A 17,642-nucleotide genomic window follows, 5' to 3' on the forward strand; every position below is an offset into this window, starting at 1 on the left:
GGATTGCAACTGCGCCCGTGACCGATCTGTCCCGCTCTTCAACCCTTGCCAGCTTTCCGGCCGTGACCGGAGATGGGCGATTCTTTCGCCCGCCGCTGCCCGCCGGCCACGTGCTTCGGCCTCGCCTTTGCGAGCGCCTGGAGGCAGGCATGGACGGCCGTTTGCTGCTGGTCTGTGCTCCAGCTGGATTCGGCAAGAGCTCGCTGGCCGTGGAGTTCTGTGAGCGATTGCCGTCGCGCTGGCAGAGCCTGTGGATAAGCCTCAATCGGCGTGACAGCGATCCAGGGCGTTTCCTGGAGCGTCTTTTGGACGGATTGCGCCAGCACTTTCCGAAGATTGGCGACGAGGCCCTGGGGCTGCTGAAGATGCGCCAGCGTCACCAGCCGTTCGCCTTCGAGGAGTGGCTGGATGGCCTGCTCGATGAGTTGGGCAGTCGAATCGATCCCGAGAGCCCTTTGTTGCTGGTGCTGGACGACTACCACCTGGCGCAGGGCGCAGTGCTGGATCGCTGCCTGCAGTTTTTCCTCAACCATCTGCCGGCGGGCATGCTGGTGCTGGTGACCAGCCGCCAGCGTCCCGACTGGCATCTGGCTCGCCTGCGTTTGTCCCGGCAGTTGCTGGAACTGCAGGAGCAGGACCTGCGGCTTACCAGGGAGGAGACCAGCGAGCTGCTTTCTGTGCAGGGTGCCGAGCTGCCAGGCGAGGCGCTGGAGACCTTGTTGCTGCGCAGCGAAGGCTGGGTCGCGGGATTACGCCTGTGGTTGCTCACGGCTGCCGAGGGCGAGCGCGATCTGCACGGAGCCCAGGGCATGATCCGTGATTACCTGCTGGAGGAGGTGATCGAGCGCCAGTCGCCGGAGGTGCAGGCCTTCCTCTATGACACCTCCTGCCTCGAGCGTTTCTGCGCCGAGCTGTGCGATGCCGTGCGTGACAGCCACGATAGCGCGGCGATCCTGCAGCATCTGCAGGCCCACCAGGTGTTCCTGGTGCCCTTGGACGAGCAGGGGCGCTGGTTCCGCTACCACCATCTGTTCTCCGATCTGTTACGGGCGAATCCGGCCAGGCAGCTGTCGCAGCCTCCGGCGCGCCTGCACCTGCGCGCCTGCCGCTGGTTCAGCGGGCGCGGGCAGCTCGACGAGGCAGTGGAGCAGGCCTTGCGGGCAGGCCAGCCCGACGTGGCTGCCAGCCTGGTGCAGAACTTCTCCGAGGAGCACCTGCTGGCCGAGCAGAACGTCGCCATGCTGCTGCGCTGGAAGATGGACCTGCCGGATAGCCTGCTGACCAGCACGCCGCGCCTGATCCTGCTGTACAGCTGGGCCCTGGCGCTGGCCTGCCAGCTGGATGCTGCCGAGGAACTGGCCAATCATCTGGAGCGTTTCCTGCCGGCGCCCAACGCCGCCGAGCAACAGTCCCTGCTGGCCCAGTGGCTGGCCGTCAGTGGCGTGATCGCTCGCGGTCGCGGCGACAGCCACAACGCCGAGCTGTACTGCGGCCAGGCGCTGGTTGGCATGCCGAGCCAGCATTACGGCTCGCGCCTGCTGTGCCTGTCCACGCTGGCCAATCTGGCCGTGGTGCGGGGCGATCTGTGGCGCGCCCGCGGCCTCAATCGCGAGGCGCTGGAGCTGGCCCAGCGCCATGGCAACCTGCTGTTCGAGGCCTTCTGTCACTACGATCGTGCCCGCGTCCTATTGGCGCGTGGCGAGATAATCCGTGCGCTGGAAGAAGTGCGAGCCGGTCTCGAGCGGCTGCGCGGCCTGTCGACCCAACGCGACTACGCGGTGCGCGCACGGCTGACGCTGTACGAGGGAGTCCTGCTCTGCCTGCGCCTGCGCCCGGATGAGGCGCGCGAGCGGCTGCTGGCGGGCATTGCCGAGGCGCGCAAATGTCGCGACATCAGCCTGCTAATCGGCTACTGCATCCTGGCCAGCCAGGAAGGGCGGCTGGGGCGTCTCAACGAGGCCTTCGCGCAACTGGCCGAAGCCGAGCGCCTGATGCACATCTGGGACGTGCCGCCGGTGTATTACCTGGCAATGATCACCGTGACCAAGTGTGAGCTCTGGCTGAGTCAGGGCCAGGTCGACCTGGCCAATGCCTGGCTGGTGCGCCTGGGCGAGACCTACGGGGGAGAGCAGGCAGCCGCGGCACCGGAATTCCACCCGCAGCTGCCACTGCACATCGAGCTGCAGCGGGCCGCGCTGGAGCGTCGCATGGATCAGCCGGAGGCTGCCGAGCGGCGTCTGCGGGCGCTGATTCAGCGGGCGCAGGTGCAGGGTGGCCAGTTGCTCGGCGTGTTCGCCCAGGCGCAACTGAGCCAGCTGCTGTATGCCGCAGGGCGCGAGCGTGATGCCCAGCACCAGTTGCTGAGTGGCCTGGAGGCTGCTGCTGGTGGTGCCCTGCTGCCGTTCTACGAGCTGCTCGCGCACCAGCCGGCCTGGTTGCGCGCCCAGTTGCAGACGGCCCCGGCAGGCCCGCTCAGCGAGGCGCTGCGTGGCTGTCTACCGGTTGAGGCCGAAGCCGAGCCGGCGGTGAGCGGGGCGGTCGAGACGCTGAGTACCCGCGAACTGGCGGTGCTGCGGCTGATCGCGCTGGGCTGCTCGAATCAGGAGATCAGCGATCGCCTGTTCATCTCCCTGCACACGGTCAAGACCCACGCCCGCCACATCAACAGCAAGCTCGGCGTCGAGCGGCGCACCCAGGCCGTGGCGCGAGCCAAGGGTCTGGGCCTGATCAGCTGACTTCCAGCGGATCGAACTCGCGGCGGCGTTCCAGAATCAGCTGCAGGTTGTCGTGCTGCCAGGGATGGAAGTCGGCGCGGTAGAAGTCCAAGTAGACGCGTACCAGCGGGCGCAGGATGCCGCGGCTGCCCCACAGCCAGGCAAGGCCGTCGCGCCAGACCTTCCAGTTCCACAACAGGCCGTCGCGGCGCAGCATGTGTACCAGCCCCTTGAAGGTGTCCAGGGTGAAGAAGAAGGTGCTGTGCAGCATGGCGCGGCGACGTATCCAGACCTTGCCACAGACCTGCTGGTAGAGGTCGAAGGCCACCGCCTTGTGCTCGCTTTCCTCCAGCGCATGCCAGCGCCATAGGCGCGCCATTTCCGGGTCGGCGCCGGCCAGCCAGTCGGGGTTCTGGAGAATGGCGTCGGCCATGATCGCGGTGAGGTGCTCCACTGCCGTGGTGGCTGCCAGGTGCGCCTTGGGCGGCAGGTGTTTGCGCACGAAGGCCAGGCGTTTCTTCAGGCGCCGCTCCAGATAATCCAGGTCGTAGCCAGCTTCGCGCAGCGCCTCGCTGTAGTGCTCGTGCTCGCGACTGTGGTGGGCTTCCTGGCCGATGAAACCACGAATCTGCGCCTGCTGCTGCGGGTCGGTGACCTGGTCGCGATAGGCGCGCACCGAGTCGATGAAGAAGCGTTCGCCATCGGGGAACAGCAGCGACATCGCATCGAAGAAGTGGCTCTTGAAGGCGTTGTCCCCATGCCAGTGGCGGCGCCAGGGCGAAGGCAGGGTGAACTCCGGCTGACGCGGCTTGATCAACAGGTCGTGCGGGGTGGGGCGGTGCATGCGGCCTCCCATCTTGTAGTTATGTTCGAGAGGACTATGGGCTTGTGGGCTTTTCCCGGACAAGGTTATCTTCAGCCAAGTTTCAGGTCATATCCGGCCAACGATCATTGCGGTCAACTCCGATGAGCAAACCCCTGACCCTGAGTTCCGAGCTGGTTCCCATCACCTATGCCGAGGCCCTGTTGCAATTGGCAGGCGAGCGCGGCATCGGGCGCGAGCGGCTGCTCGGCGCGGCGGGCATCCGCCCCGAGCAACTGCAGAGCCCCTCCGGGCGGTTGTCCTTTATCGATTTCCACCAGCTTGCCGCTACAGCCCTGGTGATGTGCGAGGAGCCGGCGCTGGGCCTGCTGCTGGGCCTGCGGCTGAACGCATCGGCCCATGGCATCCTCGGCTATGCGCTGCTGTCCAGCGCCAACCTGGGCAAGGCGGTGCATTTTGCCCTGCGCTATTACCGGGTCCTGGGGCTGACCTTCGATCTGGAGCTGGTAGATAACCCGGATTCGCTGGAGCTGCGGGCCAGCGAGTCGATCCCCCTCGGCGCCCTCGGGCGTTTCGCCGCGGAGGGGCTATTCGGCAGCCTGTATGCCATTGCCCAGTTCCTGCTCGGCGAGCCGCCGCAGGGGCTCGAGATCGGCTTCGCCTATGCCGAGCCGGAACATGCCGCGCGTTATCACGAAACCTTCGGCGTGGCGGTGCAGTTCGATCAGCCCTGGCATTGGTTTCGCCTGCCGCGCCATTACCTGGAACGGCCCATGGCCCTGGCCAATCCGGCGACCATGCAGATGTGCGAGCAGCAATGCGAAGCCCTGCTGGCCACCCTGAATGTGCAGGAGGGCCTGCTCAGCCGTCTGCGCCGCCTGCTGCTGGCGCGGCCCGGTGACTTCCCCAACCTGGACAGCGCCGCCAGCGCCCTGCACACCAGCGGCCGCAGCCTGCGACGGCACCTGGCCACTGCCGGCACCAGCTACCAGCAGGTGCTCGACGAGGTGCGCAAGCGCCTGGCCCTGCAGTACCTGGAAACCACCCACCTGCCGGTATTCGAGATCGCCCTGCTGCTGGGCTTCAGCGACCAGTCCAACTTCCGCCGGGCCTTTCGCAAATGGACGGGCAGGGCGCCGAAGGACTATCGTGCGCGGCCCGTGACCGCCGAGGAGACCGTTCGATGACCGCAACCCCGCAACCCAGCCTGATCCGCGAGACCTTCCCGGTCGGGCCCTTGCAGTGCAACTGCACCATCATCGGCGACCCGCTGACCAAGAAGGCCATCGTCGTGGACCCGGGCGGCAACCCCGAGCTGATCATGGCACGTCTGGAGAAACACGGTCTCAAGGTGGTCAGCATCATCCACACTCATGCCCACCTGGACCACTTCCTCGCTTCCGGACAGATGAAGGAGAAGACCGGCGCCACCCTACACCTGCACAAGGACGACCAGTTCCTCTGGGACAACCTGGAGATGCAGTGCCGCATGTTCGGCGTGCCCTACACCCCGGTGCCGGCGCCGGACCAGTGGCTCGCCGATGACGAGGAACTGGCCTGCGGTTGCGGTGTGGCCCTGCATACGCCGGGACATACGCCTGGCTCCACCAGTTTCTGGTTCGCCGATGCCAAGCTGCTGATCGCTGGCGACACTCTGTTCCGCCGTGGCATCGGCCGTACCGACCTGTGGGGCGGCGACTACGCCACCATCGAGCGCTCCATCAAGCGCCTGTATACGCTGGACGAGGATGCCACCGTGGTCACCGGCCATGGTCCGGATACCCGCCTGGGCGACGAGATGCGCGAGAACCCCTTCATCCGCGCCTGACAGGGAATCTTTCCTCGCCGCTTCGCTCTAACCTGTTGCCGGTCCGTCCGACTGGTAACCCCGCTTCAGGAGTAACCCTCATGTATACCCCTTCACGCCTGACTCTCGCCGCACTGCTGTTGGCGCTGCTGACTGGCTGTGCCTCGCAGAATCCCTACGACAACCAGAGCCAGCAGAGCTCTGGTGGCATGAGCAAGACCGCCAAGTACGGCGGCCTCGGAGCCCTGGCCGGTGCAGTGGCCGGTGCCGCGATCAATCACGACAACCGTGGCAAGGGCGCGCTGATTGGCGCCGCAGTGGCCGGCGCTGCTGGTGCCGGTTACGGCTACTACGCCGACAAGCAGGAAGAAGAGCTGCGCCGCAGCATGGAAGGCACCGGCGTGGAAGTGCAGCGCCAGGGCGACACCATCCAGCTGATCATGCCCGGCAACATCACCTTCGCCACCGACTCCGCGGACATCGCCAGCAGCTTCTACAACCCGCTGAACAACCTGGCCACCTCGTTCCGCCAGTACAACCAGAACAGCATCGAGATCGTCGGCCACACCGACAGTACCGGCAACCATGCCTACAACGTGGGCTTGTCGCAGCGCCGTGCGCAGAGCGTGGCCAACTACCTGATGGCCCAGGGCGTCGACGCCTCGCGCCTGAGCACCCGTGGCGCCGGCCCGGATCAGCCGGTGGCCAGCAACGCCACGGCCGATGGTCGCGCGCAGAATCGCCGGGTCGAAGTCACCCTGCGGCCGCTGCCCGGCGCGCAATAACCGCCAGGACGTTACACAACGAAAGGCCCCGCGAGGGGCCTTTCGCGTTTCTGATGATGGCCAAGTGCCGTCTGTCGTATGAGCCGACCCCTGAAAAAACCTGACTACACTCCCAGTTGACGCGCGGAGCGCTGCGCGTGAGTCGCCACGCCTCGGGGGAGCCCGGCGCGCGTCGGCGAAGGAACAGGAGACCCCATGGACGACGCCGCTCCCATCCTCCTCAACCGCAAATCCTGGATGCCCCTTCTGGTCAGCCTGCTCCTGCTGGGAGGGCTGGGCTCGCTGGTGTTCTGGCAGTGGAACACCGTGGAGGCCGGTGCGCGGCAGGCCCAGGAGCAGCGCTTCGAGCAGGCGGTCGATGGGCTGGAGTTCAGCGTGCGCGAGCGCATGCGCGCCTACGAGATGGTGCTGCGTGGGATGGCCGGGTTGATGGCCGGCAGCACCGAGGTGTCCGACGAGGAATGGCAGCGCGCCACCGACCAGCTGCAACTGCAGGAGCAGTATCCGGGTATCCAGGCGCTGGCCTGGAGCCGCTACCTGGGGGCTGGTGAACTGCAGCCCTTCGTCGATAGCGTGCAAACCTCCGGCCGCGCCGATTTCCAGGCGTACCCTGCGGGCGACCGTGAAAGCTACCTGGTGGTCGACTTCGTCAACCCGCTGGACTGGCGTAACCGCCGCGTTCTGGGGTTCGACATGTTCAGCGAGGCAACCCGCCGCGCGGCTATCGTCAGTGCGCGTGACAGCGGCGAGGCCGTGCTCACCGGCCCGCTGCGCCTCAAACAGGAAACCGAGAAGGACATACAGGCCGGCATGCTCCTGTACCTGCCGGTGTTCCGTCAGGGCGCGCCAATCGCCAACCCGGATGAGCGTCGGGCGGCACTGCTGGGTATGGTTTCCGGCTCGTTCCGCCTGGCTGACCTGATGCATGGCATCCTCGGTAGCGGCGCGGACCAGTTCGCGGTGGAGCTGATCGACCAGGCCGACACCGGCCATCCGCTGCTGGGCAGGAGCGGCGAGCAAACGCATAGCCCGCGCTTCCGTGCTCAGCGCACGCTGAACATCTATGGGCGCGACTGGCAGCTGAACGTTGGCAGCACTGCAGCCTACGAGGCGAACCAGGGCAGCGCCGACTTGCCGATCAGCCTCGGCGCCGGCCTGCTGGCAACCGCTCTGCTGGCGCTGCTGGTCGGCGGTTTCCTGTTCTTGCGCGAGCGCGCTCTGGCCGACAGCGAGAGCCAGCGTCGGCAGCTGCGTGAGAGCGAGGGGCGCTTCCGCCTGGTGGTGGAGGCATCACCCAACGCCATCGTGCTGGTGGATCAGGCGGGCAGGGTGGCCATGGTCAATCGCCAGGCCGAGATGCTGTTCGGCTACGAGCGTGCCGAGCTGCTCGGCCAGCCGGTCGAGCGGTTGCTGCCGGAATCGTTGCGCCAGAGCCATGTCGGCATGCGCCAGTCCTTCCACCAGGCGCCGGAGCAGCGGCGCATGGGCGGCAACCGCGAGCTGTTCGGCCAGCACCGTGACGGCCGCATGATCCCGCTGGAAGTCGGCCTGGCGCCGATCCGCGCCGGTGAGGAGCTGCTGGTGCAGGCGGTGATCATCGACATCAGCGAGCGCAAGGCCGCCGAGGAGCGTTTCCGCCTGGTGGTCGAGGCATCGCCCAATGCCATCGTGCTGATCGACGGCCACGGTCGCCTGAACATGGTCAACCGCCAGACCGAGCAGATGTTTGGCTACAGCCGCGACGAGATGCTCGGCAAACCGGTGGAGATGCTGCTGCCCGAGGCGACTCGCGAGCGTCATCCGACACTGCGCGATGGCTTCATCAAGGATCCGGCGCCACGGCGCATGGGCGGCAACCGCGAGCTGTTCGGCCAGCATCGCGATGGCCACCTCATCCCGCTGGAAGTGGGGCTGTCGCCGTTGCGCAGTGGCGACGACAGCCTGGTGCAGGCGGTGATCATCGACATCAGCGAGCGCAAGGCCGCCGAGCAGCGGCTGCGCGAGCAGGCCGAGCAACTGGCGCTGGCCAACCGCTACAAGTCGGAGTTCCTCGCCAACATGTCGCACGAGCTGCGCACGCCGCTCAACAGCATCCTCATCCTCAGCGAGCAGCTGCGCCACAACCTGGCCGGCAACCTCAGCGAGAAGCAGGTCAAGCATGCCGACATCGTCTACAAGGCCGGCAACGACCTGCTGCAACTGATCAACGACGTGCTCGACCTGGCCAAGATCGAGGCGGGGCGGGTGCAGCTCAAGCTGGAGCCGCTGAGTATCCAGGACCTGCTGGTGGAACTGGATTCCAGCCTGCGGCCGATGGCTGAGATCAAGGGCCTGCGCCTGATCACGCACATGGAGCCGGGCGTGCCGCGGGTCATCCACAGCGACCGCGGGCGCCTGCAGCAGATCCTGCGCAACCTGCTGTCCAACGCCCTCAAGTTCACCGAGTACGGCGATGTGGAGTTGTCCATCGGACGCTCGCCGGTGTCCCTGGATGATGATCGCGAGACCCTGCAATTCGTCGTCCGCGACAGTGGCATCGGCATCGACCCGGCGCAGCACGAACGCATCTTCCAGGCCTTCCAGCAGATCGATGGTTCCACCAGTCGGCGCTTCGGAGGCACCGGCCTGGGTCTGGCAATCACCCGCCAGCTGGTCGAGGTGCTGGGCGGGCAGATCAGCCTGGAGAGCACGCCGGGGCAGGGCTCGCGCTTCATCGTGCGGTTGCCGGTGACAGCCCTGCAGACCCAGGACAAGCAGGACGAGTCGGCTGATGCGCCGCCGCAGCGCAGTGGCAGCGGGCCGGCGGTGCTGATCATCGAGGACGATCTCAATTTCGCCGCCGTGATCGCTGAGGAAGCGCTGGCGCATGGCTTCGCCAGCGTGCACTGCCGCAACGGCAAGCAGGCCATTGCCCTGCTGCACAACGAACGCTTCGCCGCGGTGGTGCTGGATATCCTCCTGCCGGACATCAGCGGCTGGCAGATCTACCGGCGCCTGCGAGGCCTGCTGCCGCACCGCGACGTGCCGGTGCACATCGTCTCCTGCGTGCCGCAACCGCAGGACTGGCAGAGCGAGGGGACCCGCTACCTGGTCAAACCGATCGCCCGCGAGGACCTGGAAATGGTGTTCCAGGATATCGGCGTCGGCAGCATGCCCAGAAGGAGCCTGCTGCTGGTGGAGGATGTCGAGGTGGAGCGTGACCACTACCGCCAGCACCTCAGCCAGATGGGCTTCGTCGTCACCGCCTTGGGTACCGCCGAGGAGGCGCGCCAGGCCTATGCGGCTCAGTCCTTCGATGCGCTGGTGATCGACCTCAACCTGCCCGATCAGGATGGCTTCGACCTGCTCGAGGCGCTGCATCGCCAGCGCTCGCTGCATGGCAGCCAGGTGGTGATCAATACCGGCCTGGACATTACCCGCCAGGACCTGCAGCGCCTGCGCCGCTACTCGGCGGTGGCGGTGCGCAAGAGTGGCAACGACTTCGCCCCGCTCAGCTCGGCGCTCCAGGGTTTCCTCGCCAGCGTGCGCGATCCGCAGCCGCAGGCCGAACGCTCCGATCTGGATGGCAAGCGTGTGCTGCTGGTCGACGACGACATCCGCAACATCTACGCGATGACCGCGCTACTGGACGAGATCGGCCTGGCCGTGGTGCCAGCCAAGGATGGCGTGGAGGCGCTGGAGGTGTTCTCCCGCGAGCCCTTCGACCTGGTACTGATGGACATGGCCATGCCCAACATGGACGGCTACACCGCCACGCGCATCCTCAAGGGCGAGCGCGAGTGCAGCGTGCCGATCATCGCCCTGACCGCGCACGCGATGAAGGGCGATCGGGAGAAATGCATCACCGCAGGCTGCGATGACTACCTGGCCAAGCCGGTAGCGCGGCAGGAGCTGCTGGAGATGCTGCATCGCTGGCTGGCGCTGCCCGAGCAGCAGCGCCGGGCGCAGGGTTGAGGGAGGAGGGCCAGATGGCGCAGCCGCAGCGTGAGGCTGAGAACAACGAGCAGATTCTGCTGGTGGTGGACGACCGCGAGGAGAACCTGGTGGCCATGGAGGCCCTGCTCGACAACGGCGACTGGAACGTACGCACGGTCAACTCCGGCGAGGCTGCGTTGCGCTGCATGATGGACGAGGACGTCGGCCTGGTCCTGCTCGACGTGCAGATGCCGCGCATGGATGGTTTCGAGGTGGCCCGCCTGATGCGCGGCAGCCCGCACACCCGGCATACGCCGATCATCTTCCTCTCCGCCATCGCCCATACCGAGGAGTCGGTGCTGCAGGGCTATGCCATCGGCGCGGTGGACTTCATCCTCAAGCCGTTCGATCCCACGGTGCTCAAGCACAAGATCGGTACCCTGCTGGAGCAGGAACGCCATCGCCACGAGCTGTTGCAGCTGACCCAGCAGCTGGACCGCGAGCGCGCCTTCAACGCCTCGGTGCTGGACAACGCCTCGGAAGGCATCCTGGTGATCGACCAGGACGGCATCATCCGTTTCGCCAACCCGGCGATGGCGCAGATGCTCCATGGCAGCGTGGCGGACTTGCAGGGCAGCGCGTTGCTCGCGCACCTACGGGCGCCCGAGATGTCGATGGACTGGAAGCAGAGCGAGTTCTATCGCCACTGGCGCAGCGGCAAGACCTACCGCCTGCACGATGCGGTGCTGGCCACGCTCGATGGCGCGTTGATGCCGGCGGCGCTGTCCTGCTCGCCATTGCCGCAGTACCAGAATTCCATGGTGCTGATCGCCCTCGACATGTCGGTGGTGCGCAACCTGCACGCCCAGCTGGAGTCCCAGGCCGTCACCGATGCGCTGACCGGGCTGTTCAATCGCCGCGGCTTCCATCAGGCGCTGGAGGCGGCGCTGTCGCGGGTCGACCGCAACGGCAAGCGCATGGCCGTGCTCTATCTGGACCTGGATGGCTTCAAGCGCATAAACGACTCGCTTGGCCATGACGCCGGCGACCAGATACTGCGCAAGGTTGGCGAGCAGCTGAAGCACTGTCTGCGCCCCTACGACATCGTGGCGCGCATGGGCGGCGACGAATTCACCGCGCTGCTCGATACTTTGGACCACCCCGAGGATGCGGCGCGGGTGGCGGAGAAGCTGATCGAACTGGTGTCGGTACGGCACAAGGTGGACGGCATCGAATTCACCCTGGGCGCCAGCATCGGCATCGCCTGCTACCCCGACTGTGGTACCTCGGTGGACGGCCTGCTGCGCTCGGCAGACATGGCCATGTACGAGGCCAAGCGCGCCGGGCGCCAGCAATATCGCTTCTTCTCACCGGAGATGAACGGCCGCGCGCGTTCACGGCTGATGCTCGAGGAGAGCCTGCGCAATGCCATCGAGAAGGACGACTTCGTGCTGGTCTACCAGCCGCAGATCGACCTTGCCAGCGGTCGACTGCGTGGTTTCGAGGCGCTGCTGCGCTGGGAGCACCGCGTGGCCGGGACCATCTCGCCGGGGGTGTTCATTCCGCTGCTGGAGGAGACGCGCCTGATCAATCGCCTGGGCGACTGGATCTTCAACCAGGGCATTCGCCAGTGCCGGGCGTGGCAGGCGCAGTTCGGTGAGCAGCTGCTGCTCAGTCTCAACGTCAGCCCGGTGCAGTTCGGCACGCCGCAACTGGTGGAGGACCTGCGCCGGGTGCTGGAGGCGCACGGGCTGAATCCCTCGCAGCTGGAGGTGGAAGTGACCGAAGGCGCGCTGATGCAGGATCTCGACAACACCCGCGAGCAGCTGAAGCAGCTGCGCGCCCTGGGCGTGCGCATTGCCATCGACGACTTCGGCACCGGCTATTCGTCGCTGGCCTATCTACGTCACTTCGAATTGGACACGCTGAAGATCGACCGCTTGTTCGTGGCCAACATGCTGGATTCGCCGAAAGATGCGGCCATCGTCAGCACCATCATCGACCTGGGCCACCACCTGGGCCTGGAGGTGGTCGCCGAAGGAGTGGAGACCCTGGAGCAGCGCGACTGGCTGATGGCCCATCACTGCACCACCATGCAGGGCTTCCTGGTGGCGCCGGGGCTGTCGACGGCGCGGGCCAGCAACTTCCCGCGGCGCCTGGACTGGAGCACCTGGAAGCCGGACGAGCCGCCCCTGGTGCTCTGAGGTTCAGCTACGGCCGGGGTACTGCTGGTGCAGCGCGGCCAGCTGGGCGTCCTTGGCCTCCCACAACTGATTGACCCACTGCTGGAAGCGCAGGCGGTATTCCTCGTCCTGGTCGTAGTTGCGGCCGATGAACTCGGTGGGGATGGCCAGCTTGTCGAAGCGCACCACCACCTGATCCAGGCGCCCGCAGAGCAGGTCCCAGAAACCCGGGTTGCCGGACGGGTAGTGGATGGTGACGTTGACGATGGCGTCCAGCTGCTCGCCCATGGCGTCCAGCACGAAGGCGATGCCGCCGGCCTTGGGCTTGAGCAGGTACTTGAACGGCGAGTTCTGCTGGGCATGCTTCTGCGGGGTCAGGCGGGTGCCTTCGAGGAAGTTGAACACCGACACCGGGTTGTTCTTGTAGCGGGCACAGGCCCTGCGGGTGGTGGCCAGGTCCTGGCCGCGCTTCTCCGGGTGCTTGGCCAGGTATTCCTTGCTGTAGCGCTTCATGAACGGGAACTCGAGCGCCCACCAGCACAGGCCGATCACCGGCACCCAGATCAGCTCCTGCTTGAGGAAGAACTTGAGAAAGGGTACGCGTCGGTTGAGCAGGTACTGCAGCACCAGGATGTCTACCCAGCTCTGGTGATTGCTGGTGATCAGGTAGGAGTGGCGCAGGTCCATGCCCTGGATGCCTTCGACGTCCCAGCGGGTGTCGCGCACCTGATTCATCCAGAACTTGTTGAAGCTGATCCAGAACTCGGCGATGGCGTGCATCACGAAGCGCAATCCACGCTGAATCGGCGGGATCGGCAGCAGCAGCTTGAGCAGCGCCACGGCGAACAATGGCCAGCAGCAGATCAGAGTGTTGAGAGCCAACAGCAGGGCGCTGATGACACCACGCAGAGGGGCGGGCAGGAATTGCAGCATGGGCTCGAATGGCTCCTGGTCAGGGGGCTTTCTGTGCGCCCCGTACGGTCGAGATACCTGCAGCATTCCCTGCGGCAAGTCGGTCCGGCGCCAAGGTTAACGCTTGTACACTGAACGGCAAGTGCTGGTGGTGACCGCAGGGTCTTCCAGACAGGCGTCGCCATCCGCGCCGGGCGCGCGAATTCTAGCTCACTGACTGTGACTGATGTCGCCTCGCAGGTGGCCTTTCCCTTGGGTGATTTGCCGCTGAGGCCCATGCCCGCTAGCGAGGGCCTCGGTGTTGCGGCGCGCTCAGCCCTTGGCCGCAGCCTGGATTGCGGTGAGGGCGATGGTGTAGACGATGTCGTCCACCAGTGCGCCGCGCGACAGGTCGTTCACCGGCTTGCGCAGGCCCTGCAGCATGGGGCCGACGCTGACGCAGTCGGCGCTGCGCTGCACGGCCTTGTAGGTGGTGTTGCCGGTGTTCAGGTCGGGGAACACGAACACGGTGGCGCGGCCGGCCACCTGGCTGTTCGGCGCCTTCTGCCGGCCGACGCTGGCGATGGCCGCAGCGTCGTACTGCAGCGGGCCGTCGATCAGCAGGGCCGGGTTGGCCTCGCGCGCCAGACGGGTCGCCTCGCGCACCTTGTCCACCTCGGCGCCGCTGCCGGAGTCACCGGTGGAGTAGCTGATCATCGCCACCCGTGCCGGCACGCCGAAGGCTTCGGCGGAGGCGGCGCTCTGCAGGGCGATCTCGGCCAGTTCGGTGGCATTGGGGTCCGGGTTCACCGCGCAGTCGCCATACACCAGCACCTGGTCCGGCAGGAGCATGAAGAACACCGAGGACACCAGCTTGTAGCCGGGTGCGGTCTTGATCAGCTGCAGGGCCGGGCGGATGGTGTTGGCGGTGGTGTGGATAGCGCCGGAGACCAGGCCGTCGACCTCATCCAGGGCCAGCATCATGGTGCCCAGCACCACACTGTCCTCCAGCTGGGCCAGGGCCATTGGCGCGTTGAGGCCCTTGCCCTTGCGCAGCTCGACCATGGGGTCGACGTAACGCCCACGAATCACCTCCGGGTCGAGGATTTCCAGGCCTGGTGGCAGCTCGATGCCCTGGGCCTTGGCTACGTTGAACACGTCTTCCGGCTTGGCCAGCAGCACGCAGCGGGCGATGCCGCGCGCCTGGCAGATGGCCGCAGCCTGCACGGTGCGGGGCTCACTGCCCTCCGGAAGGACGACGCGCTTGTTCGCCGCCTGGGCGCGGCGCACCAGCTGGTAGCGGAACGCCGGCGGCGACAGGCGCAGCTCGCGCGGGGTGCCGCAGCGCTGCTTGAGCCAGTCCAGGTCGATGTGCCCGGCGACGAAGTCGGTGACCTTCTCCGCGCGCTCGCGGTCGTCCACCGGGATTTCCTTGTTCATGCGGTTGAGGTTGGTCGCCGTGTCGTAGGAGCCGGTGCTCACCGTCAGCACCGGCAGGCCGCCTTGCAGGGCGCCACGGCACAGCTCGAGGATGCGCTCGTCCGGCGGGAAGTCGCTGCACAGCAGCAGGCCGGCCAGCGGTACGCCGTTCATGGCGGCGAGGCTGGCGGCCATGATGATGTCGTCGCGATCACCAGGGGTGACCACCAGCACACCGGGCTTGAGCAGCTGCACGGTGTTGGGTACGGCGCGCGCGCACAGCACGATGTTCTGCACCCGGCGCTGTTCATAGTCACCGGCGTTGAGCACCTGGGCGCCGAGCAGGTCGGCCACGTCGCGGGTGCGTGGGGCGTTCAGTTCGTCCTGCCAGGGAATGCAGCCGAGAAGGCGGAAGTCGCCACTGCGCAGCAACGGCGAGAGCTGGCTCAGACCCTCGGTGAAGGCCTCGACGCCCTCCGGGTGGCGCACCTTGTTGAGGATCACGCCGATCACCTTGGGATCGCGCGGGCCGCCAAACAGCTGGGCCTGGATCTCGATGCGGTCGGACAGCTCGGTGAGCTTCTCCGGCTCCTCGCCCTCGGGCGCCGAGACCAGGATGATCTCGGCGTCCAGGCTCTTGGCCAGGTGCACGTTGACCCGTGCGGCGTAGCTGGCGTGGCGGGTCGGCACCATGCCTTCGACGATCAGCACGTCCATGCCCTGGGCAGCCTGCTGGTGCAGGCTGACGATCTCTTCCAGCAGCTCGTCGAGGTGGCCGTCGCCGAGCATGCGCTCGACCTGGGTCAGCGGTAGCGAGCGCGGCGGCAGCAGGCCATGGGTGCGCGCGATCAGTTCGCTGGAGCGCTCCGGGCCTGCATCGCCAGGGTGCGGCTGGGCGATCGGTTTGAAGAACCCGACCTTCAGCCCGGCGCGCTGCAGGGCGCGGACCAGGCCGAGACTGATGGAGGTAAGGCCGACGCCGAAACCGGTGGGGGCGATGAAGAAGGTATGCATGAGCGTTCCTTGAATGACCGTCAGGCGGTGAGCAGGGCCAGGGTGTCGAGGGCGATCTGCCGCTCCTCGTTGGTCGGCACCACCAGCACCCGTGGGTGGCCGTGGGCCTGGATGGCACCGGCGACGCCGCGGATACAGCGGGCGTTGGCTTCCTTGTCGAGGGCGAGATTGAACAGCTTGAGGTGCGACACCGTCTTGCTGCGGATCAACGGCGAGTTCTCGCCGATGCCGCCGGTGAAGATCAGCCCGTCGAGCTGGGGCAGGGCGCAGCTCATCGATGCCAGCGACTTGGCCAGGCGGTAGCAGAACACCTCGATGGCTAGGGTCGCGCCGGGGTGACCCTGCTCGCGGGCCTGTTCCAGGCTGCGCATGTCGTTGGACAGGCCGGACAGGCCGAGCAGGCCGCTGTCCTTATTCAGCATGGCGTCGATCTGCTCCAGGCTCCAGCCCAGGGTGCGGGCCAAGTGGCCGTGCAGGTTGGGGTCGACATCGCCGCTGCGGGTGCCCATCACCAGGCCCTCCAGTGGGGTCAGGCCCATGCTGGTGTCACGGCTCTGGCCGTCGACGATGGCGCAAGTGGAGCTGCCGTTGCCCAGGTGGGCGGACAGCCAGCTGCTGTCGCCAGTGGCCAGCCCGGCCATCTCGGCCGCGCGGTGGCTGACGTAGCGGTGGCTGGTGCCGTGGAAGCCATAGCGGCGTACGCCGTGGTCGCGGTACAGGTGCTCCGGCACCGCGTAGCGATAGGCATGCTCGGGCAGGCTCTGGTGGAAGGCGGTGTCGAACACCGCCACCTGGGTGAGGTTGGGGAACAGCTTGAGCGCCGCCTCGATGCCCTGCAGGTTGGCCGGGTTGTGCAGTGGTGCCAGCGGCGCGGTGGCGCGGATCGCCTGCAAACTGTGGGCATCGATGCGGCAGGCGGCGGTGAACTGCTCACCGCCATGCACCACGCGGTGGCCGATGCCGTGCAGCTTGCCGCCGGCAGCGCCCTGGACCAGTGGTAGCAGCTGGTGCAGCGCGGCGCGGTGGTCGCCGCCGGGCAGCATCAGGCTGTCCTTCTCGCCGCCACGCTGCCAGTGCAGCACCGCATCCGGGCTGCCCAGACGTTCGGCCAGGCCGCTGAGGGTGAACTGCGAATGGGCCTCGTTGACCAGGGCGAACTTGATCGACGAACTGCCGCAGTTGATGACCAGGATGTTGCGTGCCGGCATGACTATTCCTTATCCGCGTTGCTACCGCTGAGGGCGACCTCTGCCGCTGCGCACCAGCCGCAGGCAAAGGGCTGGCCGAGGTGGCGCTGGCGCTCGTGCGGGTCCATGACCCAGGCCCGATTCTGCCATGGTGGTTGGTGGCGCAGGTGCTGCGTATGGCCGCAGGAGAGGTCCGCCACCCAGTGGCCGTCCTCGTCCTGGTGGAAACCCAGCAGCCGGGCCCGTCCGTCAGTGCTGCGGTCGCTTTCGGCAGGCGTGACGGTTAGACTTGGCGCCTTTCCATTCTCTTGCAAAGGTTGTCCCTCCATGCAGATCGCCGCCAACAAGGCCGTGTCCATCGACTATACCCTGACCAACGATGCCGGTGAGGTGATCGACAGCTCCGCCGGCGGCGCCCCGCTGGTGTACCTGCACGGTGCTGGCAACATCATCGTCGGCCTGGAAAAGGCTCTGGAAGGCAAGCAGGTTGGTGACGAGCTGAGCGTAGCCATCGAGCCGACCGAAGCCTACGGCGAATACAGCGCCGAGCTGGTTGCCACCCTGAACCGCAGCATGTTCGAAGGCGTCGACGAACTGGCCGTTGGCATGCAGTTCCACGCTTCCGGTCCGGACGGCGGCATGCAGATCGTCACCATCCGCGACATCGAAGGCGATGACGTGATCGTCGACGGCAACCACCCGCTGGCCGGCCAGCGCCTGAACTTCCAGGTCAAGGTCGTAGACGTGCGCGAAGCGAACGCCGAAGAGATCGCCCATGGTCACATCCATGGCGAAGGCGGCCACCATCACTGATATGTGATCGGGCCGAGCAATACGACTTATGGTCGTTCCAAGCTCGGCCCCGGCTGCTAAGCTCAGCTAACCGAAAAGGCGCCCACGGGCG

At 66.6% G+C, this 17,642-nt stretch carries 12 protein-coding genes; 7 read left to right on the forward strand and 5 right to left on the reverse strand.

Going from position 1 to position 17,642, the window contains the following annotated elements:
• The first annotated feature begins 17 nt into the window (after window positions 1-17).
• Window positions 18-2,735 (forward strand): LuxR C-terminal-related transcriptional regulator, encoded by a 2,718-nt coding sequence (locus tag PTT45_RS04095; RefSeq protein ID WP_273811660.1) that lies wholly within the window; start codon window positions 18-20, stop codon window positions 2,733-2,735.
• Here the strand turns inward: PTT45_RS04095 and PTT45_RS04100 are convergent.
• Entirely contained in the window at window positions 2,728-3,558 is an 831-nt protein-coding gene (locus PTT45_RS04100) for a metal-dependent hydrolase (RefSeq protein WP_273811661.1), read from the reverse strand. The genes PTT45_RS04095 and PTT45_RS04100 overlap by 8 nt on opposite strands.
• 122 nt (window positions 3,559-3,680) lie before the next feature.
• Here PTT45_RS04100 and PTT45_RS04105 point away from each other — a divergent pair, with 122 nt between their 5' ends.
• The 5 genes from PTT45_RS04105 (at window position 3,681) to PTT45_RS04125 (ending at window position 12,248) form a co-directional block, all read left to right on the forward strand.
• On the forward strand, window positions 3,681-4,724 hold the full coding sequence (locus tag PTT45_RS04105) for an AraC family transcriptional regulator (protein ID WP_273811662.1): 1,044 nt from the start codon (window positions 3,681-3,683) through the stop codon (window positions 4,722-4,724).
• Entirely contained in the window at window positions 4,721-5,365 is a 645-nt protein-coding gene (locus tag PTT45_RS04110) for an MBL fold metallo-hydrolase (RefSeq protein ID WP_273811663.1), read from the forward strand. Before PTT45_RS04105 ends, PTT45_RS04110 begins: the two co-directional genes overlap by 4 nt.
• Before the next feature lie 80 nt (window positions 5,366-5,445).
• Window positions 5,446-6,129, forward strand: coding sequence for an OmpA family protein (locus PTT45_RS04115; RefSeq protein ID WP_043306911.1), 684 nt, complete (start codon window positions 5,446-5,448; stop codon window positions 6,127-6,129).
• Between the two features lie 195 nt (window positions 6,130-6,324).
• Window positions 6,325-10,083 (forward strand): PAS domain S-box protein, encoded by a 3,759-nt coding sequence (locus tag PTT45_RS04120; protein WP_273811664.1) that lies wholly within the window; start codon window positions 6,325-6,327, stop codon window positions 10,081-10,083.
• 14 nt (window positions 10,084-10,097) lie between these two features.
• Entirely contained in the window at window positions 10,098-12,248 is a 2,151-nt protein-coding gene (locus tag PTT45_RS04125) for a putative bifunctional diguanylate cyclase/phosphodiesterase (protein ID WP_273811665.1), read from the forward strand.
• 3 nt (window positions 12,249-12,251) lie between these two features.
• On the opposite strand, the gene PTT45_RS04130 is transcribed toward PTT45_RS04125, so the two are convergent.
• From PTT45_RS04130 to PTT45_RS04145, 4 genes are all read right to left on the reverse strand, one after another.
• Window positions 12,252-13,160: an acyltransferase gene (locus PTT45_RS04130; protein ID WP_273811666.1), complete on the reverse strand. Its 909-nt coding sequence runs from the start codon at window positions 13,158-13,160 to the stop codon at window positions 12,252-12,254.
• Between the two features lie 291 nt (window positions 13,161-13,451).
• The gene (gene pta, locus PTT45_RS04135; RefSeq protein ID WP_273811667.1) at window positions 13,452-15,551 is read right to left on the reverse strand and encodes a phosphate acetyltransferase; all 2,100 of its coding nucleotides are present in this window, start codon (window positions 15,549-15,551) and stop codon (window positions 13,452-13,454) included.
• Window positions 15,552-15,571: 20 nt separating this feature from the next.
• On the reverse strand, window positions 15,572-16,759 hold the full coding sequence (locus PTT45_RS04140) for an acetate kinase (RefSeq protein ID WP_273811668.1): 1,188 nt from the start codon (window positions 16,757-16,759) through the stop codon (window positions 15,572-15,574).
• 2 nt (window positions 16,760-16,761) lie between these two features.
• Entirely contained in the window at window positions 16,762-17,097 is a 336-nt protein-coding gene (locus PTT45_RS04145) for a DUF3565 domain-containing protein (protein ID WP_273811669.1), read from the reverse strand.
• On the opposite strand from PTT45_RS04145, the gene PTT45_RS04150 reads away from it, so the two are divergent.
• Window positions 17,066-17,551: an FKBP-type peptidyl-prolyl cis-trans isomerase gene (locus PTT45_RS04150; protein WP_273811670.1), complete on the forward strand. Its 486-nt coding sequence runs from the start codon at window positions 17,066-17,068 to the stop codon at window positions 17,549-17,551. The two genes, PTT45_RS04145 and PTT45_RS04150, sit on opposite strands and share 32 nt — an antisense overlap.
• The last annotated feature ends 91 nt before the right edge of the window (window positions 17,552-17,642 follow it).

This window comes from Pseudomonas sp. Gutcm_11s (assembly GCF_028649395.1).
In the GTDB taxonomy this organism is placed as follows: Bacteria; Pseudomonadota; Gammaproteobacteria; order Pseudomonadales; family Pseudomonadaceae; genus Aquipseudomonas.

Excerpts from the sequence above, each read along its gene's own strand:
- pta (WP_273811667.1), bottom strand. The coding sequence starts at position 15,551 with ATGCATACCTTCTTCATCGCCCCCACCGGTTTCGGCGTCGGCCTTACC.
- PTT45_RS04125 (WP_273811665.1), top strand. The coding sequence starts at position 10,098 with ATGGCGCAGCCGCAGCGTGAGGCTGAGAACAACGAGCAGATTCTGCTG.
- PTT45_RS04140 (WP_273811668.1), bottom strand. The coding sequence starts at position 16,759 with ATGCCGGCACGCAACATCCTGGTCATCAACTGCGGCAGTTCGTCGATC.
- PTT45_RS04100 (WP_273811661.1), bottom strand. The coding sequence starts at position 3,558 with ATGCACCGCCCCACCCCGCACGACCTGTTGATCAAGCCGCGTCAGCCG.
- PTT45_RS04150 (WP_273811670.1), top strand. The coding sequence starts at position 17,066 with ATGCAGATCGCCGCCAACAAGGCCGTGTCCATCGACTATACCCTGACC.
- PTT45_RS04130 (WP_273811666.1), bottom strand. The coding sequence starts at position 13,160 with ATGCTGCAATTCCTGCCCGCCCCTCTGCGTGGTGTCATCAGCGCCCTG.
- PTT45_RS04115 (WP_043306911.1), top strand. The coding sequence starts at position 5,446 with ATGTATACCCCTTCACGCCTGACTCTCGCCGCACTGCTGTTGGCGCTG.
- PTT45_RS04145 (WP_273811669.1), bottom strand. The coding sequence starts at position 17,097 with ATGGACACGGCCTTGTTGGCGGCGATCTGCATGGAGGGACAACCTTTG.
- PTT45_RS04110 (WP_273811663.1), top strand. The coding sequence starts at position 4,721 with ATGACCGCAACCCCGCAACCCAGCCTGATCCGCGAGACCTTCCCGGTC.
- PTT45_RS04120 (WP_273811664.1), top strand. The coding sequence starts at position 6,325 with ATGGACGACGCCGCTCCCATCCTCCTCAACCGCAAATCCTGGATGCCC.
- PTT45_RS04105 (WP_273811662.1), top strand. The coding sequence starts at position 3,681 with ATGAGCAAACCCCTGACCCTGAGTTCCGAGCTGGTTCCCATCACCTAT.